We start from the raw sequence: 23,943 nt of genomic DNA on the forward strand, positions 1-23,943 counted from the left end.
GCCATCGGCCAAGGCTTTGTCGCACAGAGACGTTTTACGGCGACGCAATCGTAACGAAAGCTTTACAGCATAAAAGTGCATGCCCCTGCGTAAAGCCCGTGAAATAGCCGTTTCACCAATTGGCAGCATCCTTGCAAAGCAACCGGGATAAGGCCACACGGCCATCGGTATCGTCCAAGGAGTCTGCATGAGCGAGTTGCGTTTCACCGCCGAACACGAATGGCTGCGGGTTGAGCAAAACGGCCAGGTCACGGTCGGCATCACGGTGTTTGCCCAGGAGGCGCTGGGCGATGTGGTTTATGTGCAACTGCCTGAACTGCAAACGTTCAGTGCTTATGCCGAAGTGTCGGTGGTCGAATCGGTGAAAGCGGCCAGCAGCATTTATATGCCGCTCGATGGCGAGATCGTCGAAGTGAACGCAGCGCTGAGCGACACCCCGGAGCTGGTGAACGAAGCGCCGCTGGGTGATGGCTGGTTCTTCCGCTTCGTGCCGGCAGACCCTTCGCAACTCGCCGGGCTGCTGGATGCGGCCGGCTATGATCAACTGATCTCGACCCAGGCTTGAGGAGGCCCGCCATGCCCGTTCGCACACCCTTGACCTGCGACAACGAATTCATCGAGCGCCACATCGGCCCCAACGAGCAGGAAACCCGGCACATGCTCGAACTGCTGGGCTATGCCTCGCTCGACGAGCTGACCCGCGCCGTGCTGCCGCCCAGCATCCAGGGCAGCAGCGTGCTCAACCTGCCTGCCGGGCAGAGCGAAGCAGCCGCGCTCGCTGCGCTCAAAGCCATTGCCCAGCGCAACCAGCCGATGAAAAGCTGGATCGGCCAGGGTTACTACAATACCCACACCCCGGCGCCAATCCTGCGCAACCTGCTGGAAAACCCAGCCTGGTACACCGCCTACACGCCCTACCAGCCCGAGATTTCGCAAGGCCGGCTGGAGGCGCTGCTCAATTTCCAGACGTTGGTCAGCGACCTCACCGGGCTGCCCATCGCCAACGCCTCGTTGCTCGATGAAGCCACAGCGGCTGCCGAGGCCATGACCTTCAGCAAGCGCTTGTCGAAAAACAAGAGCGCCAATGCCTTTTTCGCGTCCATCCACTGCCACCCGCAAACCCTGGCAGTGCTGCGCACCCGTGCAGAGCCACTGGGCATTGAAGTGGTGGTGGGCGACGAGCGCGAGCTGGCGGGCGTGGAACGCTTCTTCGGCGCATTGCTGCAGTACCCGGCCAGCCTTGGCGAGGTGTTCGATTACCACGCGGTGGTGGAGCAGCTCCACCAGGCCGGCGCACTGGTTACCGTCGCTGCTGATCTGCTGGCACTGGCCGTGCTCACGCCACCTGGCGAGTTCGGCGCTGACGTAGCCATTGGCTCGGCACAGCGCTTTGGTGTGCCGCTCGGCTTCGGCGGCCCGCACGCAGCGTTCTTCGCGACCCGCGATGCGCTCAAGCGCGACATGCCCGGCCGCCTGGTGGGCGTGTCGGTCGACCGCCATGGCCAGCCTGCCTACCGCCTGGCCATGCAAACCCGTGAGCAGCACATTCGCCGCGAGAAGGCCACCAGCAACATCTGCACCGCGCAGGTGCTGCTGGCCAATATCGCCAGCATGTTTGCGGTGTACCACGGCCCCGAAGGCATCCGCCGGATCGCCGAGCGCACTCATGCACTCACGGCGATCCTGGCTGCGGGCCTCGAGCAGCTGGGGGTGCAGGTCAAGTCGCAGGCATTCTTCGACACGTTGACACTGCACACAGGCGATCGCACCGCGCACTTTGCAGGCAAGGCGCGCACTGCGGGCATCAACCTGCGCGAGGTGGACGCTGCCCACTTGGCCATCTCGCTCGACGAAACCGCACTGCAGGCCGACGTAGAGGCGCTGTGGCAAGTATTCGCCGATGGCGAGCTGCCAGGCTTCAGCGCTCTGCAAGCCGGGGTGGAAAGCCGCTTGCCGGCCGCTCTGCTGCGCAGCTCCGCAATCCTGCAGTTCCCGGTGTTCAACCGCTACCACAGCGAAACCGAGCTGATGCGTTACCTGCGCAAGCTGGCCGACAAGGACCTGGCGCTGGACCGCAGCATGATCCCGTTGGGCTCCTGCACCATGAAGCTCAACGCCGCCAGCGAAATGCTGCCGGTGACCTGGAGCGAATTCTCCAACCTGCACCCCTTCGTGCCTGCCGAGCAGGCCCAGGGCTACAAAGCCATGGTCGACGAGCTGGAGCAGATGCTCTGCCAGGCCACCGGCTACGATGCCGTATCGCTGCAGCCCAACGCTGGCTCCCAAGGCGAATACGCAGGCCTGCTGGCGATCCGTGCCTGGCACCGCAGCCGCGGCGAAGCCCACCGCGACATCTGCCTGATCCCCTCCTCGGCCCACGGTACCAACCCGGCCACTGCGCACATGGCTGGCATGCGCGTGGTGGTGACGGCTTGCGACGCGCGCGGCAACGTCGATATCGAGGACCTGCGCGCCAAGGCGCTGGACCATCGCGAGCAACTGGCAGCACTGATGATCACCTACCCGTCGACTCACGGCGTGTTCGAGGAAGGCATTCAGGAAATCTGCGCCATCGTCCACGACAACGGCGGCCAGGTGTACATCGACGGCGCCAACATGAACGCGATGGTGGGCCTTTGCGCGCCAGGCCGCTTTGGCGGCGATGTCTCGCACCTGAACCTGCACAAGACCTTCTGCATTCCGCATGGCGGTGGCGGCCCAGGCGTCGGCCCGGTAGCGGTCAAGTCGCACCTGGCGCCATTCCTGCCGGGCCACGGCGAGCTGGAACGCCAGGAGGGTGCGGTGTCTGCCGCGCCGTTCGGCAGTGCCAGCATCTTGCCGATCACCTGGATGTACATCCGCATGATGGGCGGTGAAGGCCTCAAGCGCGCATCGCAGGTGGCGATCCTCAACGCCAACTACATTGCCCGTCGGCTCGAAGAACACTACCCGGTGCTCTACACCGGGAGCACAGGCCTGGTGGCCCACGAGTGCATCCTCGACCTGCGCCCGCTCAAAGACAGCAGCGGCATCAGCGTCGACGACGTGGCCAAGCGCCTGATCGATTTTGGCTTCCATGCCCCGACCATGTCGTTCCCGGTGGCTGGCACCTTGATGATCGAGCCGACCGAAAGCGAATCTCTCGAAGAGCTGGAGCGGTTCTGCGCGGCGATGATCGCCATCCGCGAGGAAATCCGCGCCATCGAAGCCGGCACGCTGGACAAGGACGACAATCCGCTGAAAAACGCCCCGCACACCGCCCACGAGCTCGCCGGCCACTGGCCGCACGGCTACAGCCGCGAGCAGGCGGTGTTCCCGCTGGCCTCGCTGGTCGATGGCAAATACTGGCCGCCGGTGGGCCGGGTGGATAACGTCTACGGGGATCGCAATCTGGTGTGCGCCTGCCCACCGATCGATGCCTATCAGGACGCCTGACCCACAAGGAGCCTTTCATGGCGCTTTCGGTGTTTGACCTGTTCAAGGTGGGAATCGGCCCGTCCAGTTCCCACACCGTCGGCCCGATGCGTGCAGCCGCGCGCTTCGCCGCCGGGCTCAAGCGCGACGGGTTGCTGGGCGCCACCGTCCAGGTGCGTGCCGAGCTGCACGGCTCGCTGGGCGCGACCGGCAAGGGGCACGGCAGCGACGTTGCGGTGTTGATGGGCTTGGAGGGCGAAGAGCCCGATACCGTCGACACCGCCTGCGTGCAACCGCGCGTTGCAGCGATTCGCCAGCAAGGCCGCCTGAACCTGCTGGGTGAGCATTCGATCGCCTTCGTGGAAAAGCAGCACTTGGCGTTGATCAGAAAGCCCCTGCCCTACCACCCTAACGGCATGGTCTTCCGCGCCTTCGACGGCGCCGGGCTGCAACTGCGCAGCCGCGAGTACTACTCGGTCGGCGGCGGCTTCGTGGTCGATGAGCAGGCCTTGGGGGTCGACCGTATCGTGCCGGACCAAACGCCGTTGGCTTTCCCGTTCACCACGGGGCGCCAACTGCTGGCGCACTGCGCCGAACAGGGCCAGTCCGTCGCCGCGATCATGCTGGCCAACGAGGCAGCCTGGCGCTCTGAGAGTGAAACTCGCGCTGGGTTGCTGCGTATCTGGAAGGTGATGCAGGACTGCGTACAGGCCGGTTGCCAGAACGAGGGCATCCTGCCGGGCGGGCTGAAGGTGCGCCGCCGGGCTGCCGCGTTGTTCCGCCAACTGAGCAGCCAGCCGCAGGCAAGCCTGCGCGATAGCCTCACGGTGCTCGACTGGGTCAACCTCTATGCGCTGGCGGTGAATGAAGAAAATGCCGCCGGTGGGCGCGTGGTCACTGCCCCCACCAATGGCGCGGCCGGGATCGTACCGGCGGTGCTGCATTACTACTGGCATTTTTGCCCGGGCGCGACCGAAGATGGCATTGTGCGTTTTCTGCTCACTGCTGCCGCCATCGGCATCCTGTACAAAGAAAACGCATCGATTTCCGGTGCCGAAGTCGGCTGCCAGGGCGAAGTAGGCGTGGCCTGCTCGATGGCGGCCGGCGGGCTTTGCGAGGTGCTGGGCGGCACTGCCCAGCAAGTGGAGAACGCGGCCGAAATCGGCATGGAACACAACCTGGGGCTGACCTGCGACCCGATTGGCGGGTTGGTGCAGGTGCCCTGCATCGAGCGCAACGCCATGGGTTCGGTCAAGGCCATCAACGCTGTGCGCATGGCCCTGCGCGGCGACGGCGTGCACCACGTCTCGCTGGATAAAGTGATCCGCACCATGCGCCAGACCGGCGCCGACATGAAAAGCAAATACAAAGAAACGGCCCGAGGCGGCCTGGCGGTCAACATCATCGAATGCTGACCGCGCATTCAATTGGAGTTATCGATGAGCGACAACCTCAAACACACCCCGCTGCACGCATTGCATCTGGAGCAAGGCGCGCGCATGGTCCCCTTCGCCGGCTACGACATGCCGGTGCAGTACCCGCTGGGCGTGATGAAAGAGCATCTGCACACCCGCGCCCAGGCCGGGTTATTCGATGTTTCGCATATGGGACAGATTCGCCTGAGCGGTGCAGGCGTCGCGCAAGCACTGGAGCAGCTGGTGCCGGTGGATATCGCAGATCTGCCGGTGGGGCTGCAACGCTACGCACTGTTCACCAATGAAACCGGCGGCATCCTCGACGACCTGATGGTGGCGCGCATGGCGGAGGACGAACTGATGCTGGTAGTCAACGCCGCCTGCAAGGACGCCGACCTGGCGCACCTGCGCGCTCACCTGGGCCAGGATGTGACCATCGAGCCACTGTTCGAAGCCCGCGCCCTGTTGGCACTTCAAGGCCCCGCAGCCGTCACGGTGCTCGCGCGGCTTGCGCCCGAAGTCGCCGACATGACGTTCATGCAGTACCGCAGCCTGGAGCTGGCGGGCCAGCCTTGCTATGTAAGCCGCTCGGGTTATACCGGTGAGGATGGCTACGAAATCTCGGTGCCGGCCGAGGCCGCCGAAGCGTTCGCACGTCGCTTGCTGGCCGAGCCTGAGGTCACGCTGATCGGCTTGGGCGCACGCGACTCCCTGCGCCTTGAAGCCGGGCTTTGCCTGTACGGGCATGACATGAACACCCAGACCACTCCCGCTGAGGCCAACCTCGGCTGGGCGATCTCGAAAGTGCGCCGGCCCGGTGGCGCCCGCGCTGGCGGCTTCCCCGGCGCCGAAGCGCTCGGCGGGCCGCTGAAACGCAAACGCGTGGGCCTGCTGCCGCAAGAACGCACGCCCGTGCGTGAAGGGTGCTCGGTCACGGACGCTGCCGGCGAAACCATTGGCGAGGTATGCAGCGGCGGCTTTGGCCCATCACTGGGCGGCCCGCTGGCGATGGGTTATCTGACCATCGAGCACTGCGAGCCCGGCACGCTGGTCAATGCACTGGTTCGGGGCAAACCGGTGCCGATGAAGGTGGTGACGATGCCGTTCGTGCCCTCGCGTTATTACCGCGGCAAGGCGTGAAACCTGGCTGACATCTGTGCGTGCTGTAGTGGGCTGCCCGATGCCAACGGGCAACGCCATTGCACCGCAAATGTGCGGCATCCGCGTGCTAAACGGGCCGGTGCTTAACTGGTCACGAACGGGCGTAAAAAAGGTATAAAAGGTGTCGATTCCGGGCTTGTCTTTGTAACTGAAGTTGGCGTAGAGTCCACGACACTGTGTTTGCATGGGGTGCTTAGGGCTTTCCTGCAACCCCAGCAACAGTAATCTTTCATTCAGAAAGAAGCTGACATCAAAACTGATAGAGCTTCAAGGAAATAAGACAATGGCTGAGCGTCAATCCGGTACCGTCAAGTGGTTCAACGACGAAAAAGGTTTTGGTTTTATCACTCCTGAGAGCGGTCCGGATCTGTTCGTACACTTCCGCGCCATCGAAGGTAACGGCTTCAAGAGCCTGAAAGAAGGCCAGAAGGTTACCTTCGAAGCCGTCCAGGGCCAGAAAGGCATGCAGGCTGACAAGGTTCAGCCGCAGTAAGCTGATCGCCTCTGGCGTAGAAGCAGCAAAAAAACCGGTTGCCATGGCAACCGGTTTTTTTATTCCCGCCTTTCAAGGCTGCACGCTGGTTGGGTTCGCCGCACGGCGCATGCTCAAGCCTCAGCACACTCCGTACGACACCCAGCCTCAAAGCCTCGATCAGCCAGCTCTTCGCAGCAGCCAGACGCCTGCCAACGCGCAGATCGCTCCCGGTACCACCACCGCAAGCAAGGGCGGGAAGCCGAACACCAGGCTCGATGGCCCCAGCAGGTCCTGGGCGATGCGGAACACGAAGCCCACCAGCACGCCGGTGAAAACACGCTGCCCCAAGGTAACCGAGCGCAGCGGGCCGAAGATGAACGAAATGGCCATCAGCACCAGCGCGGCGGTCACCAGCGGTTGCAGCACCTTGGTCCAGAACGCCAGCCAGTACTTGCCATTGGAAAGCCCCTGCTGCGACAGGTAGTGGATGTAGCCCCACAGCCCGCTGATCGACAGCGACTCAGGCGCAAGCACCACGGTGTTGAGCAGTTGGGGCGTCAGGGAAACTTCCCAGGTTTCACTCGGGGTGGTGGACACTTCGGTGCGCTCACCAAGGAAACGGGTCGCACTGACATCGTTGAGCAACCATTTGCCGTCTTCATAATGCGCACGCTTGGCGAAGCTGGCTTCTTGAAGATGGCGCTGATCGTCGAAGTGATAGCGCGTTACACCATAGAGCAGCCCATTGGGTTGCACCGTGTTGATGTGGATGAATTCGTTACCCTGGCGGTGCCATACGCCATGGCGGCCGGTTTGTGCGTCGCCGCTGCCCTGGGCAAGCGAACGCGCGGCCTGGGCGAGGTTTTCGGCAGGTGGGGCAACGTATTCACCGATCAGCAGGCCCGACACCATGATCAGCAGCATCGGGCGCATCACAGCCCAGACAATCCGCCCGATCGAAACGCCTGCGGCACGCATGATGGTCAGCTCGCTGCTGCTGGCAAGGCTGCCCAGGCCGATCAGGCAGCCGATCAGTGCAGCCATCGGCAACATGTCATAGAGCCGCCGCGGTGCGGTGAACAGCACGTAGTGCCCGGCGTCCATCACCGAATAGGTTGGGCTGACATCGCTCATCTCGTCGATGAAGGCGAACAGCGAAGCCAGGCCCAGGATGATACCCAGCACCGCCAGGATCGCCACCAGCACACTACGGCCGATGTAGTTGTCGAGCTTTCTCACTGGGCAGCCTCCAGGGTGTCACGGCGGCGAGCGCGCCAATGCTTGAGCGGCTCCCAGTAGAAAATCCCGAGGCCAATGGCCAGGAACAACGCATGCACCCACCACATGCCTACTTGCATGCGGCCTTTTTCAAGCGCCCCGCGCACGGCGATCAGCAGCGTGAGGTAAGCCATGTAAAGCAGAATGGCCGGCAGCAGCTTGAGAAAGCGGCCCTGGCGTGGGTTCACCTTGGCCAGCGGCACGGCCAGCAAGGTCACGATGAACACCAGCAGCGGCAGTGACAGGCGCCATTGCAGCTCGGCGCGGTCGGCTTTTTCGGAAGAGGCCCAGAGCACGCCGGTCGGGGTGGCTTCGCGGGCAGTGATGTCCTCGCTCACGTCCGGCTTGGGCAGCATCACGCCATAGGTGTCGTACTGGATGACCCGGTAATTCGCCTGCCCGGGCAAGCCGTCATAGCGGTAGCCCTTGTCGAGGATCAGGTAGCGGCTGCCGTCGGGCGCATTTCCTGGCGGCCCTTTTCGGCAACAAGCAAGGAAATCTGCGGCTCCTTCTTGTTGTCGGTGGCCTCCTTGCGCTCGGAAATGAATACCCCGCCAAGGCGCACGCGGTCATCGGAGAGGGTTTCGGTGTACGTCACGCGGGAGCCATCGCGCAGGCTCTGGAAGCGGCCAGGTTCAAGGGTGTCGAACTCGGTCAGGGCATCCTGCTGGTTGAGGATCTGCTGCACGCGCGTCACGCCGGCCGGGGCCAGGCCAAGGCTCAGCCACGCCACCACCAATGCCACGAGCGTCGCCGGGGCGAGCGTCATCAAAAGCAGGCGGCGCGGGCTCATGCCGGTGGCCGAAAGCACCGTCATCTCGCTTTCAAGGTACAGCCGGCCATAGGCCAGCAGAATGCCGAGAAACAGCCCCAGCGGCAGGATCAACTGCAGAAAGCCTGGCAGGCGATAGCCCATGATCTGGAACAGCACGCCCGGGTCAAGCGCGCCACTGGCCGCCTGGGCCAGGTACTTGATGAAGCGCCCGCTCATGATGATGACCAACAACACAGCGCTTACAGCGCTGAGGGTGGTCAGGACCTCTCGGGACAGATAACGGAAAACGATCAAACCAGATTACTCCCGGGATGACGGCAAATGGCTGGATAACGGGGCAGCCCGGCCGTGGGCAACCGGCCCTATGGACAGCGGCTCGGACAAAATTGCGCGCATTATCCTGTGATTGAGCCCTGCTGTCGATTCGACAACGCCTTGTGAAGCGGGAAAGGAACCCCCTGCGGGGTTGCCGCGACCGCCTGTCCCGCGCACACTGGGGCCTTTGGCACGTTTGTGCCCCGGCGATCCCGGCATCGCCGCCGCAACCATCCGATGAGGGTCCCCATGGAACTGGTCGTAAAGAGCGTCAACCCCGAAACCCTGAAAACCGCCACCCTGGTGGTCGCTGTGGGCGAGAACCGTGCCTTGGGCAAAATCGCCAGCAAGCTCGACGAGCTCAGCGGCGGCGCCATCAGCGCAGTGCTCAAACGGGGTGACATCACCGGCAAGGCCGGCCAGAGCCTGCTGCTGCACAGCCTGCCCAACCTCAAGGCAGAGCGCGTGCTGCTGCTGGGCACCGGCGCCGACGCCATGGGCGACCGCGCCTGGCGCAAGGCGATCGCCGGCGTGATCGGCACCCTCAAGAACCTGGGCGGCGCCGACGCGGTGCTGGCGCTGGACGAAGTCGAAGTCAAACAACGCGATGCCTACGCCAAAGCGCGCCTGGCCGCTGAAACACTGCTCGACGCAGGCTATGTATTCGACCGTTACAAGAGCACCAAGGCTGAGCCTCGCGCCCTGCAGAAGCTCACCCTGGTGACCACCAAGAGCAACAGTGCCGCCGTCGAGCGCGCGGTCAGCGAAGCGCGCGCGATCAACATGGGCACTACCTTGGCCCGCGATCTGGGCAACCTGCCACCGAACGTCTGCACCCCGGTGTTTCTGGGCGAGCTGGCGAACAAGTTGGGCAAAGAGCACAAAGGCCTGAAGGTCGAAGTGCTGGATGAGAAAAACTCGCTCAACTCGGCATGGGTTCATTCCTGGCCGTGGGCCAAGGCAGCGATAACCCGCCTCGGCTGATCGTCGCCCAGTATCAGGGCGGCAAGAAAGGCGAGCAGCCGTACGCGTTGGTGGGCAAGGGCATCACCTTCGACACTGGCGGCATCAGCATCAAGCCTTCGGCCAACATGGACGAAATGAAATACGACATGTGCGGCGCGGCCAGCGTATTCGGCACCCTGCGCGCGGTGCTCGAGCTGGAATTGCCGATCAACCTGGTGTGCCTGATGGCCTGCGCCGAGAACATGCCCAGCGGCAAGGCCACGCGCCCGGGCGATATCGTCACCACCCTCTCGGGGCAAACCGTCGAGATCCTCAACACCGACGCCGAAGGCCGCCTGGTGCTGTGCGACACCCTCACCTACGCCGAGCGTTTCAAGCCCAGGGCGGTAGTCGACATCGCCACCCTCACCGGCGCCTGCATCGTAGCCCTGGGCTCCAATACTTCGGGCCTGATGGGCAACAGCGATACCCTGGTCGAGCAATTGCTCGCCGCAGGTAAGCAGGCAGACGACCGCGCCTGGCAACTGCCGCTGTTCGATGAGTACCAGGACCAGCTCGACAGCCCCTTCGCCGACATCGCCAACATTGGCGGGCCAAAAGCCGGCACCATCACGGCGGGCTGCTTCCTGTCGCGCTTCGCCAAAGCCTACGAATGGGCGCACCTGGACGTCGCCGGTACAGCCTGGATCAGCGGCGGCAAGGACAAAGGCGCCACTGGCCGCCCGGTCCCCCTGCTGACCCAGTACCTGCTCGACCGCGCCCGCGACGGCGTGCGCGGCTGATGCCGAGGCGCCTGGCAACGGGCGCCGTGCAACGGGCGCCGCTATCCCATGCCACAAGTCGACTTCTATGTACTACCCAGCGCCGATGACCAGGCGCGGGTGGACTTTGCCTGCAAGCTGGTGGAAAAGGCCTGGCGCCTGGGCCACCGGATCTACGTCAACTGTACGAGCGCCGAACAAAGCCAGGCCCTCGACGAACGCCTGTGGAGCTTCAAAGGTGAAGCCTTCATCCCGCATGCACTGGCGGGCGCCGAGGCCGATGCGCCGATCCTGCTCGGGTACGGCGAGCCACCTGCCGCGCATGAGGACCTGCTGGTCAACCTCACCGACCAGGTGCCGCCGGCCCACGCACGCTTCACCCGGGTCGCCGAAATCGTCACCGAAGCGCCCACCGCCCGCCAGGCGGCACGTGAGCGTTTCCGTTTCTACCGGGAACAGGGCTATGCTCTGCAAGACCACCGTCTGACACGTTTTTGAGCCTTTCCCATGAGCAAGCCCCCTGCGTTGCCCGAGTCGCATCAGTTGCTCGATGACCTCGAATCCATCCGTGCGCTGCTTGGCGACGACACGCTCGAGCCGCCGTTGCTGACCGATACCGTGCATGCCGAGCCCGAGCCGCCCTCCCCGCTCAGCGAAGAGAGCATTCCGTTGCTGTCTGATCCTGTTTCGGTTCCGGTTCCGGTTCCGGTTCCGGTTCCGGTATCGGTTCCGGTCTCGGCTCCATCTGCGGTCTCTTCGCCTGCGGCCACGCCCGAGCAGAACCGCCAGGCCACGCTGCTGCATCTGGACGCCGAGCTGCGCGATGCCGCGCGCAAGATCATGCAGGATGTGATCGATGACTTCGCGCCCCACATCGAAACCGAAATCCGCCGGCGCCTGGAAGCGCGCATGGCGCATGTTCTGAAAGGCCAATAGGTTTTCAGGATTCCACCCAACAGCCAGCCCACTGGCTGCTTCGTAGAATCGTCGGCGGCTCCGGTTCCCCATCCCTGGAGCCGCCTTTGCCTCCGGCCCGCTACCCCTCCCTGGGCGCCCACGCCCGTTTCAAGGGCCGGAGGTTTTTTTCATCACCGGCGCTGGCCCACGGCGAGCCTACACCCGCGAAGGCTTCCCCGTTATACTGTCCGGCTTTCCGAATCAATGCCGAAACAGGGCCTGCCACGCATGGACAAGACCTACCAGCCACACGCCATCGAATCTGCCTGGTACACCACCTGGGAATCGCAGAATTACTTCGCCCCCCAGGGTGCTGGCGAGCCCTACACCATCATGATCCCGCCACCGAACGTGACCGGCAGCCTGCACATGGGCCACGGCTTCAACAACGCGATCATGGACGCGCTCATCCGCTTCCGCCGCATGCAGGGCCGCAACACCCTGTGGCAACCGGGCACCGACCACGCCGGCATCGCCACCCAGATGCTCGTCGAGCGCCGCCTCGAAGCCCAGGGCCAGAGCCGTCACGACCTGGGCCGTGAAGCGTTCCTGGACAAGGTGTGGGAATGGAAGGCCGAATCCGGCGGCAACATCAGCCGGCAGATCCGCCGCCTGGGCTCCTCGGTCGACTGGTCGCGCGAGCGCTTCACCATGGACGACGGCCTCTCCGACGCGGTCAAGGAAGCTTTCGTGCGCCTGCACGAAGACGGCCTGATCTACCGCGGCAAGCGCCTGGTGAACTGGGATACCAAGCTGCACACCGCCATTTCCGATCTGGAAGTGGAAAGCCATGACGAAAAAGGCCACCTGTGGAACCTGCGTTATCCGCTGGCCGATGGTGCACGCACGGCCGAAGGCAACAACTACCTGGTCGTGGCCACCACCCGCCCGGAAACCTTGCTTGGCGATGCCGCCGTTGCGGTCAACCCCAACGACGAGCGCTATCAGGCACTGATCGGCCAGTTCGTGGAGCTGCCACTGGTGGGCCGGCGCATCCCGATCATCGCCGATGACTACTGCGACCCCGAGTTCGGCACCGGCTGCGTGAAGATGACCCCGGCGCACGACTTCAACGACTACGAAGTGGGCAAGCGCCACAACCTGCCGCTGATCAACATCTTCGACAAGAACGCCCAGGTGCTGGCCAGCGCCCAGGTGTTCAACCTCGACGGCAGCGTCAACGATCAGTTGGACACCACCCTGCCAGCCGCCTATGCAGGCCTGGACCGCTTCGAGGCACGCAAGCGCATCGTGGCCGACATGGACGCCGCCGGCCTGCTGGTCAGCATCGACGATCACGGCCTGAAGGTGCCCAAGGGTGACCGCTCAGGCACCGTGATCGAGCCCTGGCTCACCGACCAGTGGTACGTCTCCACCAAGCCGCTGGCAGAACCCGCCATCGCTGCAGTCGAAGACGGCCGCATCCAGTTCGTGCCCAAGCAGTACGAAAACATGTACTTCTCCTGGATGCGCGACATCCAGGACTGGTGCATCAGCCGCCAGCTGTGGTGGGGCCACCGGATTCCGGCCTGGTACGACGAAGCCGGCAATGTGTACGTAGGCCGCAACGAAGCCGAAGTGCGTGCCAAGCACAAGCTGGGCGAAAACGTTGCGCTGCAGCAAGACAACGACGTGCTCGACACCTGGTTCAGCTCGGGCCTGTGGACCTTCTCCACCCTGGGCTGGCCGGAGCAGACCGACTTCCTCAAGACCTTCCACTCCACCGACGTGCTGGTCACCGGTTTCGACATCATTTTCTTCTGGGTCGCCCGGATGATCATGCTGACCATGCACCTGGTCAAGAATGAGGACGGCACGCCGCAAGTGCCGTTCAAGACGGTCTACGTGCATGGCCTGGTGCGTGATGGCCAGGGCCAGAAGATGTCGAAGTCCAAGGGCAACGTGCTCGACCCACTCGACATCGTCGACGGTATCGGCCTGGACGCTTTGCTCGACAAGCGCACCAGCGGCCTGATCCAGCCCAAGCTGGCCGACAAGATCGCCAAGCAGACCAAAGCCGAGTTCCCCGAAGGCATTGCCAGCTATGGCACCGACGCCCTGCGCTTCACCTTCTGCTCGCTGGCTTCCACCGGCCGCGACATCAAGTTCGACATGGGCCGTGTCGAGGGCTACCGCAACTTCTGCAACAAGATCTGGAACGCCGCCCGCTACGTGCTCGACAAAGGCGAAGACTGCGGCCAGAACGGCGAGGCCGTGGAGCTTTCGCTGGCTGACCGCTGGATCATCTCGCAGCTGCAGCGTACCGAGGCGGAAGTCACCCGCCAGCTCGATCAGTTCCGTTTCGACCTCGCCGCTCAGGCGCTCTACGAGTTCATCTGGAATCAGTACTGCGACTGGTACCTGGAACTGTCCAAGCCGGTGCTGTGGGACGAGAATGCGCCGGTCGAGCGCCAGCGCGGTACCCGCCGTACCCTGGTGCGCGTGCTCGAAGTGGCTCTGCGCCTGGCGCACCCGTTCATGCCGTTCATTACCGAAGAGATCTGGCAGCGCCTGGCGCCACTGGCCGGTATCGAAGGTAAAACGCTGATGTTGCAGCCCTGGCCGGTAGCCAACGAAGCGCGCATCGACGAAGCCGCCGAGCGCGACATCGAGTGGGTCAAGGAACTCATGCTGGGTGTGCGCAATATCCGTGGCGAAATGAACATCGGCCCGGGCAAGCCGCTGGCACTGTTCCTGAAAAACGCCGGTGCCGACGACCAGCGCCGCCTCGCCGAAAACGAGCCACTGCTGCGCAAGCTGGCCAAGATCGAGTCGTTCACCGTGCTGGCTGAAGGCGAGGAAGCGCCGCTGGCCGCCACAGCCCTGGTAGGCGAGCTTGAAGTGCTGGTGCCGATGGCCGGCCTGATCGACAAAGGCGCCGAGCTGGCGCGCCTGGACAAGGAAATCCAGCGCCTGCAAGGCGAGGTTCAGCGCGTGGGCGGCAAGCTGTCCAACGCGGCATTCGTCGACAAGGCACCGCCTGCGGTGATCGAGAAGGAGCGTGCCAGGCTTGCCGAGTCCGAGCAGGCCCTGGCCAAGCTCGCCGAACAGCACGCACGCATCGCCAGCCTCTGACCCCCTCCGCCCGCCCCTGCCTGGGGCGGGCAATCCCCATGGCGGCACCATGACACCCGAAAAACCCAGCCTGCACCCGCGCAACCGCCATCAAGGCCGTTACGACTTCCCCGCGTTGATCCGCCAATGCCCCGAGCTTGGCGAATTCGTCATCCTCAACCCTTACGGCAAGCAAAGCATCGACTTTGCCAACCCGGCAGCGGTGAAGGTGTTCAACCGGGCGCTGCTCAAAACGCTTTATGGCATCCGCTGGTGGGACATCCCGGAAGGCTACCTGTGCCCGCCGGTACCGGGCCGGGCGGACTACCTGCACGGCCTGGCAGACCTGCTCGCTGCAGGCGGTGAGGTGCCGCGCGGCGCGCAGGTACGGGCATTGGATGTTGGCACTGGCGCCAACTGCATCTACCCGTTGCTGGGCCATGCCGATTACCGCTGGAAGTTCGTCGGCAGCGACATCGACCCCGTCGCCCTCGCCTCCGCCCGCCAGGTGCTTGAAGCCAACGGCCTGGGCAAAGCGATCGAATTGCGCCAGCAAGCCAACCCCAGGCATATCCTCCAGGGCATCATCCAACCCGGCGAGCGCTTCGACCTGACCCTATGCAACCCGCCGTTTCATTCAAGCCCTGGCGAGGCTACCCGTGGTAGCGAGCGCAAATGGCGCAACCTGGGCAAGCTGGACCCGAAACGCAAACTGCCGGTGCTCAACTTCGGCGGCCAAAGCAACGAGCTGTGGTGCGAAGGCGGCGAGCTGGGCTTTCTAGGGCGGCTTGTGGATGAAAGCGCTGCGTTCGCCACTCAGGTGGGCTGGTTCAGCAGCCTGGTGTCCAAGAGCGCGAACCTGGCACCACTGAAGGCGCGGTTGCAGCGTGTGGGGGCGGCCCAGGTGCAGGTGGGCGAGATGGGCCAGGGGCAGAAGCGCAGCCGGTTTCTGGCCTGGCGGTTTGCCCTCTAGCATCAGAAAGGCTTGTCGGCGAATGGGGTTGTTCGAACTGGCATGTCGCCCGGCAAGCCGGCCTCCCACTCGAGGGGCTTGTGAGCCTGGCTTTTGATGGAAGCCCGGCTTGCCGGGCGAAAGGGCGGGCTGGTCGGCAAATAGGGTTGTCGAACTGGCATGTCGCCCGGCAAGCAGGCCTCCCACTGGCGGGGCTTTCAAGCCTGGCTTTTGGTGGGAGACCGGCTTGCCGGGCGAAAGGGCGGCCCCGACACCGATCACCCCAACTACTTACACCCACCCACAAAAAAACCGCGCCCCTGCCTGCGGCAGTGAGCGCGGTTTTCGGTAAGGGGTGAGCCTTACTTGTTGACCGCGTCGGTCAGCACCTTGGCAGGCACGAACTTGACGACTTTCTTGGCAGCGATTTCGATCGCGGCGCCAGTCGACGGGTTACGGCCGGTGCGGGCAGGGCGCTCGGTGATTTTCAGCTTGCCGATACCTGGCAGAGTGATTTCGTTGCCATTTTCCAGCTGATCCGCAACGATCTGGCCCAATTGATCCAGAGCATTCTTGGCGGTGGCCTTCGGTGCCGAGATGGATTCGGCGATGTCGGCGATCAGTTGGTCTTTGGTCAGTGCCATGTCGATGTTCCTTCCTGTCAATATTCAAGAGTGTGCGAAGCCGTTTCAGCCCATGGGCAAATGGCGATACAACAGCCCGGGCCCATGCCTCGCCGAACGGGCATGTAGAGGCTCGAAAGCGGGTTTGGTTCGCTGCAAATGCGCAGGCTTCGCAGGGCTATACGGCGCGGTTTCCGGGGCTTTGCCGGCCCGCTCCGGCAGACGGGGCAAAACTAGCACAGCACTGGGCAAATATCCGCCTTTATTCCGATAAATACTGAATTAAATTGCCCTTTTGTTTAAAAACTAAACAGTTCAGGCGACCTCTTGAGTACGGGCTGCCGACCGCTCGAACAAGTTGCGTTAAACTCTTTCCCTTTTGAGCCTCCCCGAGATTGCCATGCCGATCCGCCACTGCATCGTCCACCTGATCGACAAGAAGCCCGACGGCAGCCCCGCCGTGCTGCACGCCCGTGATTCGGCACTGGAGGCTTCGCAGGCGCTGGAAAACCTGCTGGCTGATCTCAATGAAAGCTATAACGCCAAACAGGGCAAAGCCTGGGGGCTTTTTCACGGGGAATCAGGCGCCTACCCTTTCAGCGGCTGGCTCAAAAGCTATCTGGAAGAAGAGCAGGACTTCACTGCCTTCAGCCGCAAGGCGGTGGAGCACCTGCAAAAGCTGATGGAAGAATCCAACCTGTCGGTGGGTGGCCACGTGCTGTTCGCCCATTACAACCAGGGCATGACCGACTACCTGGCCATCGCACTGCTGCACCACAGCGAAGGGGTTGCAGTGAATGCCGAGCTGGACGTCACGCCTTCACGGCACCTTGACCTTTCGCAGTTGCACCTGGCCGCGCGCGTCAACCTCTCGGAGTGGCGCAACAACGCTCAATCCAAACAGTACATTTCGTTCATCAAGGGCAAGAACGGCAGAAAGGTTTCCGACTACTTCCGTGACTTCATCGGCTGCCAGGAAGGCATCGACGGCCCGGGTGAAACCCGCACCCTGCTCAAAGCCTTCAGCGACTACGTCGAAAGTGAAGACCTGCCCGAAGAGGCGGCGCGGGAAAAAACCAACACCCTGGTCGAATACGCCACCACTCAAAGCAAACTCGGGGAGCCGGTGACCTTGCAGGAGCTGTCGGAGCTGATCGACGAGGACCGCCCGCAGGCCTTCTACGACCACATCCGCAACAAGGATTACGGGCTGTCACCGGAGATTCCTGCAGACAAGCGCACGATCAACCAATTCCGCCGTTTCACCGGCCGTGCCGAAGGGCTGTCGATCAGCTTCGAGGCCCACCTGCTGGGCTCGAAGATCGAATACGACGAAGAGGCCGGCACGTTGACCATCAAGGGCGTGCCGACCCAACTGGCCGATCAGCTCAAGCGCCGGCAGGGCTGACGCGAAAGCCCACACGCGGGAAGTGCACGTTGACCGTGCCGGCACGCGCATCCTCGCGTTGCACGATCAACTCCTCGGCACCGCTGTATACCAGCGTGCCGGCGACTGCCTCCACGCCATAATCGGTCGCCGCAACTTCCACAGTTTGCCCAACCAACGGGCCTTGGTCTGCCGGCCCCTGCGGCAAGGCGGCCGGGGTGCCGGCGCGGGCGATCTCGATGGCATCGGTGGCTCCCAGCTCGCTGCTCGCACCATGGCCGAAGCCCACAACGCGCGCGGCCCAGGCAGCTACCTGCGGGTAGGCATCGACCAGGGCGCGGTCACAGGCGTGCCTTGCAGGAACCACATGCAGTGCGCTAGCGCGAAGTCGGCATAGGTAGCGTCGCCCAGCAGGAAGTCACCTTCTACATGCGCCAGCTGGCGCTCCAGCCGCGCCATGATTGCGCCCCACTCTACCTGCGCCTGCTCGAGCGGCACACGCTGGGCATTACCACCACTGAACAGCTTGGCGCGGTCAGCCAGGAATGCCTGGCGCTGCTCGTCGTTGAAGCGCGCAAAGCGCACCGCCGCTGACTCGGGCTGGAAAACCAGCGCCACGGCGCGCGGGAACACTTGAGTATCAGCCCAGGCTGCGAAACCGCTGATGACCGCTTCCAGGTGCTGCGGGAACAGTGCAGGTTGCGCTTTTCCTGCTCAAGCCGGCGAGCGATGAGTGCGGTGTCACAATAGATATCGGCGCCTACCTGCAACACCGGGGTCTTGCGGTAACCGCCGGTCAACGCCATGAGGTCAGGCTTGGGCATCATCGGCGGAATGCCTACCGAGCGCCAGGACAACCCCTTGAACCCCAGCATCAACCGCGCCTTTTCGGCGTAGGGGGAGGCAGGATAGTGGTGCAGAATCAACTCGCTCATGGCAACGCCCTTGGCAGTGAAATAGGCCCTGAGCTTACGCGCTAACCTCGGTAGGCCGCTACCAGCGCTTCCTTGGCAGGTTTGCGCAACGCCTTGATCAGCCGCTCGTGGCGCAAAGCCTCGCCCTTGCTGCCCCACGCCTCGACGTACACCAGCGCCAGCGCACGGCTGGAGGCAAAGAAACGTGCGCCCTGCCCGCGCTGATGGGCAATGAAACGCCGCGCCGGGTTATCACTGATCCCGCAGTACAGCGCGCCGTTCTCGGCGCGGACCAGGTAGACGAACCACGGCTTGGGCGGCCCGTACGGCGGCTCAGCCATCGACGGCCTCACTGCGCACTTGCACATGCAGCGCCCGGCCTGCACCAAGGCCAAAGCTGATCGCCAGCACACCGATCGCGGCAAACAACCAGCCGATCGCGCTCCAGCCACCGGTCCAGTCGTGGATCACCCCCACCAACAGCGGGCCGAGCGAGGCCAGTGTGTAGCCCACGCCTTGGGCCATGCCCGATAGCGCCGACGCCACATGCGCATCGCTCGCCCGCAGCACGATGAGGCTCAAAGCGACGGCGAACATCGCCCCCTGCCCCAACCCCAACAGCACCGCCCAGCCCCACAGCCCACCCAGCGGGGCATAGAGGCAGCCGAACAGGCCAGCCAGGGTCAGGGACATCACAATCACCACGGCCGCGCGCTGGTCCCGCCCGCGAGTGGCCAGCCAGGGCGCGGTGAGCGAGCTGAGCATCTGCACCAGGATCGACACCGACGTCACCAGGCCTGCCTGCTCGGGCGACAGCCCGCGCCCCACCAGGATCGAAGGCAGCCAGCCGAACACGATATAAGCCAACGAAGACTGCGAGCCCATGTACAGCGTCACCTGCCAGGCCAGCGGGTCACGCAGCAGGCCGCGGACCTGGAAGCGCCCACGGTGTGCATGCCCGTGATGGCGGGTGTGCGGCCACCAGGCAAGTGCCGCCACCACCACCGGCACCACCCAGAAGCCCAGCCCGAAGCGCCAGCTTTCGCCACTGGCGTGGGCCAGCGGCACACTGGCGCCGGCGGCCAGGGCCGCGCCCATGCACAGCGCCATGGTGTACACCCCGGTCAGCGTGCCGGCGTGGCGCGGGAAGTCGCGCTTGACGATGCCCGGCAGCAGCACACCGATCACACCGATGCTGGCGCCGCTGACCAGGCTGCCTGCGAACAGCCCCAGTGGCCCGGCCACCGTGCGCAGCAAGATGCCCAGCCCAAGGGTGGCCAATACCATCAGCACTACCCGCTCGGCGCCAAAGCGCCGCGCCAGCCCGGGCGCCAAGGGCGCGAACAGCCCCAGGCAAAGCACCGGTAAGGTCGTCAGCAGGCCGGCACTTGCCCCGGACAGCCCCAGCTCAACGCTCACCTGCCCCAACAGCGGCGCCAGGCTCGACAGCGCCGGGCGCAGGTTCAACGCCACCAGGACCAGCCCAACCAACAGCCAGGCGGGCTTGATCCTCGGCGCTGAAGGAATGTCGGCCGGTGGGGTTTCACGCAGGGGGCAGTCATGGGCAGGGTCTCGTTGTCAGGAGTTTCAGTGGTCTGCGCCACTGTCGATCAGTTCGCGGCAAAGGCGTGCCGCTGCTGCGCTGTCACGGGCCTCAACGGCATCGACCATGTCGATGTGCAGGTCGAAAGTCGCCTGCTCACGCTGTTGCGGGTGCAGTGTCAGGCGTAGCGAATCAGCGACCACTTGCGAAAAGTACCGGTAGAGCTGGCTCAGCATGGGGTTGCGCGCAGCATCCACCAGGCGCTGGTGAAAGACCATGTCGCAGGCGATGTAACTGTCCAGGTCGCTATGGTAATGCTTGCCACTGCGGGCAAGCGCTGCACGCAATGCGGCGAGGTCTTCAGGGGTGCGCCGGGCACAGGCCAGCATGATCGCCTCGACCTCGATGATGCGCCGGGTTTCACGGGCCTGGTCGAGCGTGCAGCCCGACATCGCCTTGAGCGCATCGGAAGGGTCGGCTCGCCCACGCAGGTAGCTACCGTCGCCCTGGCGCACCTCGATCAGCCCGGTGAAGGCCAGCACCCGCACGGCCTCGCGCACGGTATTGCGGCTGATGCCCAGTTCCAGTGCCAGTTCAGGCTCGGTGGGCAAGCGCTCGCCGACGGCCCACTGCCCTCGCGCAATGCGCTCGCGCAATTGTTCCAGAGCCTGGTCGACCAGCGAACGTTTGAGAAGAGGTGATGGCATTTCGTCCAATCATCGGATGAATAGGCCGAAAAGGATAAGCGAGCCATTCCCGGGCCGCAACCCGGGAATGGCGCGCGGTGCGCCTCAGTGCAGGATCTGGCCGAGGAACAGCCGAGTGCGCTCGTTCTGTGGGCGGTCGAAGAAGTCGTCAGGCTTGGCCTGCTCGACGATCTCGCCCTTGTCCATGAAGATCACACGGTCGGCCACGGTACGAGCAAAGCCCATTTCGTGGGTCACGCAGAGCATGGTCATGCCGTCTTTGGCCAGGCCCACCATGGTATCGAGCACTTCCTTGACCATTTCAGGGTCGAGCGCCGAAGTGGGCTCGTCGAACAGCATGATCTTGGGCTTCATGCACAGCGCGCGAGCGATGGCCACGCGCTGCTGCTGGCCGCCAGAGAGCTGGCCGGGGTACTTGTTGGCCTGCTCCGGGATGCGCACGCGCTGCAGGTAGTGCATGGCGATCTCTTCGGCTTCCTTCTTGGGCATCTTGCGCACCCACATCGGGGCCAGGGTGCAGTTCTGCAGAATGGTCAGGTGCGGGAACAGGTTGAAGTGCTGGAACACCATGCCCACTTCGCGGCGCACGTTCTCGATCTGCTTGAGGTCATCGGTCAGCTCGATGCCGTCGACCACGATGCTGCCACGCTGGTGTTCTTCCAGGCGGTTGATGCAGCGGATGGTGGTGGACTTGCCCGAACCGGACGGCCCGCACAGCACGATGCGCTCGCCCTGGCGCACATTCAGGTTGATGTCCTTGAGCACGTGGAACTGGCCGTACCACTTGTTCACACCGTCCATGCGGATGATGCCTTCGGCGCCAGGCTGTTTGTTATCGTTCATCTCAATTCACTCCTAACGCTTGTGGCCAGTGTCCAGCTTGCGCTCCAGGTACTGGGAGTAGCGGGACATGCCGAAACAGAAGATCCAGAACACCAGGGCGGCGAACACGTAGCCCTCGGTGGCCATGCCGAGCCATTTGGGGTCGGCGGAAGCTTGCTTGACGCTGTTGAGCAACTCGAACAGGCCTACGATGTAGACCAGCGAGGTGTCCTTGAACAGCGCGATGAAGGTGTTCACCAGGCCTGGGATGGTCATCTTCAGGGCCTGTGGCAGGATCACCAGGCACATGCTGCGCCAGTAACCCAGGGCCATAGCGGAAGCGGCTTCATACTGGCCCTTGGGAATGGCCTGCATGCCGCCACGTACCACCTCGGCCACGTAGGCCGACTCGAACAGGATGATGCCGATCAGCGCACGCAGCAGCTTGTCGAAGCTCATGCCCTCGGGCAGGAACAGCGGCAGCATCACCGAGGCCATGAACAGCACGGTAATCAACGGCACGCCGCGCCAGAACTCGATGAAGGTCACGCAGACCACCTTCACCGCTGGCATCTTCGAGCGCCGCCCCAACGCCAGCACGATACCCAGAGGCAAGGCGCCGGCAATGCCGACCACGGCCAGGATCAGGTTCAGCGTCAGGCCGCCCCAGGCCGAAGTAGGCACATGCTCCAGCCCCAGTACACCGCCGGAGAGCAGGAAGAAGGCGATGATCGGGTAGAGAACGATGAATGCGATGCCGTACTTGGCCTTGGGTGCGAACTGCCGAACGAACAGCGGTGCAGCGCCGACGATGGCCAGCAGCACGGTCAGATCGACACGCCAGCGCTGCTCATTTGGGTAATAGCCGTAGATGAACTGGCTGAAGCGCTGCTCAATGAACAGCCAGCAGGCGCCGCCGCTGGAGCACTGCTCGCGGGTGTCGCCCAGCCAGGTAGCATCGAAGATCGCCCAGCTCAGCGAAGGCGGGACCACCAGCCAGATCAGGTACAACGCCAGCAGCGACAGCAGGGTGTTGAACCAGTTGGAAAACAGGTTGTTGCGCAGCCAGGCCACAGCGCCGACGGTTTTCACCGGTGGCGGTAGGTCGGGCTTGAATTGATGGGTGCTCATGCGCGTGTCCTCACCGCTCGATCAGCGCAATGCGCTTGTTGTACCAGTTCATCAGCAGGGAAATGCTGATACTGATCGCCAGGTACACCGTCATGGTGATGCCCATCACCTCCGGCGCCTGGCCGGTCTGGTTGAGCACGGTGCCGGAGAACAGCGAAACCATTTCCGGGTAGCCCACCGCAGCGGCCAGCGACGAGTTCTTCATCAGGTTCAGGTACTGGCTGGTCAAAGGCGGCACGATCACCCGCAGGGCTTGCGGAATGATCACCTTGCGCAGGGTCGGCCCATTGCGCAGGCCCAGCGAGTGAGCCGCCTCGCTCTGGCCATGGCTGACCGAACGGATACCGGAGCGCACGATTTCGGCGATGAACGCGGCGGTATAGACCGACAAGGAGATCACCACGGCGAGCAGCTCAGGGATCAGTACCCAGCCGCCGGCAAAGTTGAAGCCCTTGAGCGCGGGCACTTCCCAATGCACCGGTGAGCCGAAGGCCAGGATCGACAGGCCCGGCAGCCCGATCAGCATCGCCAGCCCCACCCAGAACTTGTGAAAGGGCTGGCCGGTTTCATCGAAGCGCTTGTTGGCCCATTTGGCCATCAGCACCACACCCACCACCGCCAGCACCAGCGCCACGAGGAACGCTCGCATGCCTTCGGCAGGGATGGCGCTCGGCATGTTCAGGCCACGGGCGCTGACGAAGAACAGGTCCATGAAGCTGTGCGCCTGGCGCGGGCCGGGCAGGCTGAGGAAAATCGCGAAGTACCAGAAGAGAATCTGCAGCAACGGGGGAATGTTGCGGAAGGTCTCGATGTACACCGTAGCCAGTTTGTTGATCAGCCAGTTCTTCGACAGCCTCGCCACACCGAGCGAAAAACCCAGCAGGGTTGCCAGCACGATGCCGATGACGCTCACCAGCAAGGTGTTGAGGATGCCGATCACCAGCACGCGGGAATAGGTGTCTGCTTCGGTGTAGTCGATCAGGTGCTGAGCGATACCGAAGCCGGCAGAGTTCTGGAAAAAGCCAAAGCCCGAGGTAATGCCCCGGTGCTGCTGGTTGACCTGCATGTTGTGAAACAGGTACCAGCCGATGCCGATCACCAGAACGACAGTCAAAATCTGGAATATCCAGGCTCGCGCACGCGGGTCGGTCAGTAATGAACCTTTGGGTGCGCCAGATGTGTTATGCATGGGATGCCCCGACGAATGTAGACAAAGCTTGAGCAAACGAAAACGGCAAGGCAGGGGCACAACCCATCGGGCCGCGTCCCTGCGCCTGCTTTCAGATGATTTCG

At 63.6% G+C, this 23,943-nt stretch carries 18 protein-coding genes and 3 pseudogenes; 11 read left to right on the forward strand and 10 right to left on the reverse strand.

All coding sequences use genetic code 11. The features are described 5' to 3' along the window. Nucleotides 1-187 precede the first annotated feature (187 nt). From gcvH to LN139_RS17325, 5 genes are all read left to right on the forward strand, one after another. Nucleotides 188-565 carry a glycine cleavage system protein GcvH gene (gene gcvH / locus LN139_RS17305; RefSeq protein WP_236355359.1) on the forward strand — a complete coding sequence of 126 codons (378 nt, stop codon included), beginning with the start codon at nt 188-190 and terminating at the stop codon, nt 563-565. An 11-nt stretch (nt 566-576) separates the two neighbouring features. Then, the gene (gene gcvP / locus LN139_RS17310; RefSeq protein ID WP_236355360.1) at nt 577-3,435 is read left to right on the forward strand and encodes an aminomethyl-transferring glycine dehydrogenase; all 2,859 of its coding nucleotides are present in this window, start codon (nt 577-579) and stop codon (nt 3,433-3,435) included. 17 nt (nt 3,436-3,452) lie between these two features. Continuing rightward, nucleotides 3,453-4,829 carry an L-serine ammonia-lyase gene (locus tag LN139_RS17315; RefSeq protein WP_236355361.1) on the forward strand — a complete coding sequence of 459 codons (1,377 nt, stop codon included), beginning with the start codon at nt 3,453-3,455 and terminating at the stop codon, nt 4,827-4,829. A gap of 24 nt (nt 4,830-4,853) precedes the next feature. After that, entirely contained in the window at nt 4,854-5,969 is a 1,116-nt protein-coding gene (gcvT, locus tag LN139_RS17320; protein WP_236355362.1) for a glycine cleavage system aminomethyltransferase GcvT, read from the forward strand. Nucleotides 5,970-6,273: 304 nt separating this feature from the next. Next, nucleotides 6,274-6,483 (forward strand): cold-shock protein, encoded by a 210-nt coding sequence (locus LN139_RS17325; protein WP_236355363.1) that lies wholly within the window; start codon nt 6,274-6,276, stop codon nt 6,481-6,483. Between the two features lie 159 nt (nt 6,484-6,642). Here the strand turns inward: LN139_RS17325 and lptG are convergent, their stop codons facing one another. Beyond that, nucleotides 6,643-7,704 (reverse strand): LPS export ABC transporter permease LptG, encoded by a 1,062-nt coding sequence (gene lptG / locus LN139_RS17330; protein ID WP_236355364.1) that lies wholly within the window; start codon nt 7,702-7,704, stop codon nt 6,643-6,645. Beyond that, nucleotides 7,701-8,812, reverse strand: a pseudogene (lptF, locus tag LN139_RS17335) (LPS export ABC transporter permease LptF). The gene lptG and the pseudogene lptF overlap by 4 nt, the downstream one beginning before the upstream one ends. A 270-nt stretch (nt 8,813-9,082) precedes the next feature. Between lptF and LN139_RS17340 the strand changes: the two are divergent. The 5 genes and pseudogenes from LN139_RS17340 to rlmF all read left to right on the forward strand — a co-directional run bounded on the left by LN139_RS17340 (nt 9,083) and on the right by rlmF (nt 15,544). Beyond that, nucleotides 9,083-10,581, forward strand: a pseudogene (locus LN139_RS17340) (leucyl aminopeptidase). A 48-nt stretch (nt 10,582-10,629) separates the two neighbouring features. Continuing rightward, the gene (locus LN139_RS17345) at nt 10,630-11,058 is read left to right on the forward strand and encodes a DNA polymerase III subunit chi (protein ID WP_236355365.1); all 429 of its coding nucleotides are present in this window, start codon (nt 10,630-10,632) and stop codon (nt 11,056-11,058) included. Between the two features lie 9 nt (nt 11,059-11,067). Beyond that, on the forward strand, nt 11,068-11,496 hold the full coding sequence (locus tag LN139_RS17350) for a DNA polymerase III subunit chi (RefSeq protein WP_236355366.1): 429 nt from the start codon (nt 11,068-11,070) through the stop codon (nt 11,494-11,496). Nucleotides 11,497-11,745: 249 nt separating this feature from the next. Beyond that, a complete protein-coding gene (locus LN139_RS17355) occupies nt 11,746-14,592 on the forward strand; it encodes a valine--tRNA ligase (protein WP_236355367.1) in 2,847 nt (948 codons plus the stop codon). Nucleotides 14,593-14,641: 49 nt separating this feature from the next. Continuing rightward, on the forward strand, nt 14,642-15,544 hold the full coding sequence (gene rlmF, locus LN139_RS17360; protein WP_236355368.1) for a 23S rRNA (adenine(1618)-N(6))-methyltransferase RlmF: 903 nt from the start codon (nt 14,642-14,644) through the stop codon (nt 15,542-15,544). Nucleotides 15,545-15,885: 341 nt separating this feature from the next. Here rlmF and LN139_RS17365 read toward each other — a convergent pair whose 3' ends face one another. Further along, the gene (locus LN139_RS17365; RefSeq protein ID WP_236355369.1) at nt 15,886-16,167 is read right to left on the reverse strand and encodes an HU family DNA-binding protein; all 282 of its coding nucleotides are present in this window, start codon (nt 16,165-16,167) and stop codon (nt 15,886-15,888) included. A gap of 379 nt (nt 16,168-16,546) precedes the next feature. Here LN139_RS17365 and yejK point away from each other — a divergent pair, with 379 nt between their 5' ends. Continuing rightward, nucleotides 16,547-17,554 carry a nucleoid-associated protein YejK gene (gene yejK, locus LN139_RS17370; protein WP_236355370.1) on the forward strand — a complete coding sequence of 336 codons (1,008 nt, stop codon included), beginning with the start codon at nt 16,547-16,549 and terminating at the stop codon, nt 17,552-17,554. On the opposite strand, the pseudogene LN139_RS17375 reads toward yejK, so the two are convergent. From LN139_RS17375 to LN139_RS17405, 7 genes and pseudogenes are all read right to left on the reverse strand, one after another. Continuing rightward, nucleotides 17,535-18,468, reverse strand: a pseudogene (locus LN139_RS17375) (glutathione S-transferase family protein). The gene yejK and the pseudogene LN139_RS17375 sit on opposite strands and share 20 nt — an antisense overlap. A 41-nt stretch (nt 18,469-18,509) precedes the next feature. Continuing rightward, nucleotides 18,510-18,788 (reverse strand): GIY-YIG nuclease family protein, encoded by a 279-nt coding sequence (locus LN139_RS17380; RefSeq protein ID WP_236355371.1) that lies wholly within the window; start codon nt 18,786-18,788, stop codon nt 18,510-18,512. Then, nucleotides 18,781-19,998, reverse strand: a complete 1,218-nt coding sequence (locus LN139_RS17385) for a CynX/NimT family MFS transporter (protein WP_236360481.1) — start codon at nt 19,996-19,998, stop codon at nt 18,781-18,783. The genes LN139_RS17380 and LN139_RS17385 overlap by 8 nt, the downstream gene beginning before the upstream one ends. A gap of 36 nt (nt 19,999-20,034) precedes the next feature. Then, entirely contained in the window at nt 20,035-20,697 is a 663-nt protein-coding gene (locus LN139_RS17390; protein WP_442964332.1) for a FadR/GntR family transcriptional regulator, read from the reverse strand. A gap of 84 nt (nt 20,698-20,781) precedes the next feature. Continuing rightward, nucleotides 20,782-21,540, reverse strand: a complete 759-nt coding sequence (locus LN139_RS17395) for an amino acid ABC transporter ATP-binding protein (RefSeq protein ID WP_236355373.1) — start codon at nt 21,538-21,540, stop codon at nt 20,782-20,784. 12 nt (nt 21,541-21,552) lie between these two features. Then, nucleotides 21,553-22,650: an amino acid ABC transporter permease gene (locus tag LN139_RS17400; protein ID WP_236355374.1), complete on the reverse strand. Its 1,098-nt coding sequence runs from the start codon at nt 22,648-22,650 to the stop codon at nt 21,553-21,555. Nucleotides 22,651-22,660: 10 nt separating this feature from the next. Further along, nucleotides 22,661-23,839, reverse strand: coding sequence for an amino acid ABC transporter permease (locus tag LN139_RS17405; RefSeq protein WP_236355375.1), 1,179 nt, complete (start codon nt 23,837-23,839; stop codon nt 22,661-22,663). Nucleotides 23,840-23,943: the final 104 nt, after the last annotated feature.

The sequence above is a fragment of the Pseudomonas sp. KNUC1026 genome (assembly GCF_021650705.1).
In the GTDB taxonomy this organism is placed as follows: domain Bacteria; phylum Pseudomonadota; class Gammaproteobacteria; order Pseudomonadales; family Pseudomonadaceae; genus Aquipseudomonas.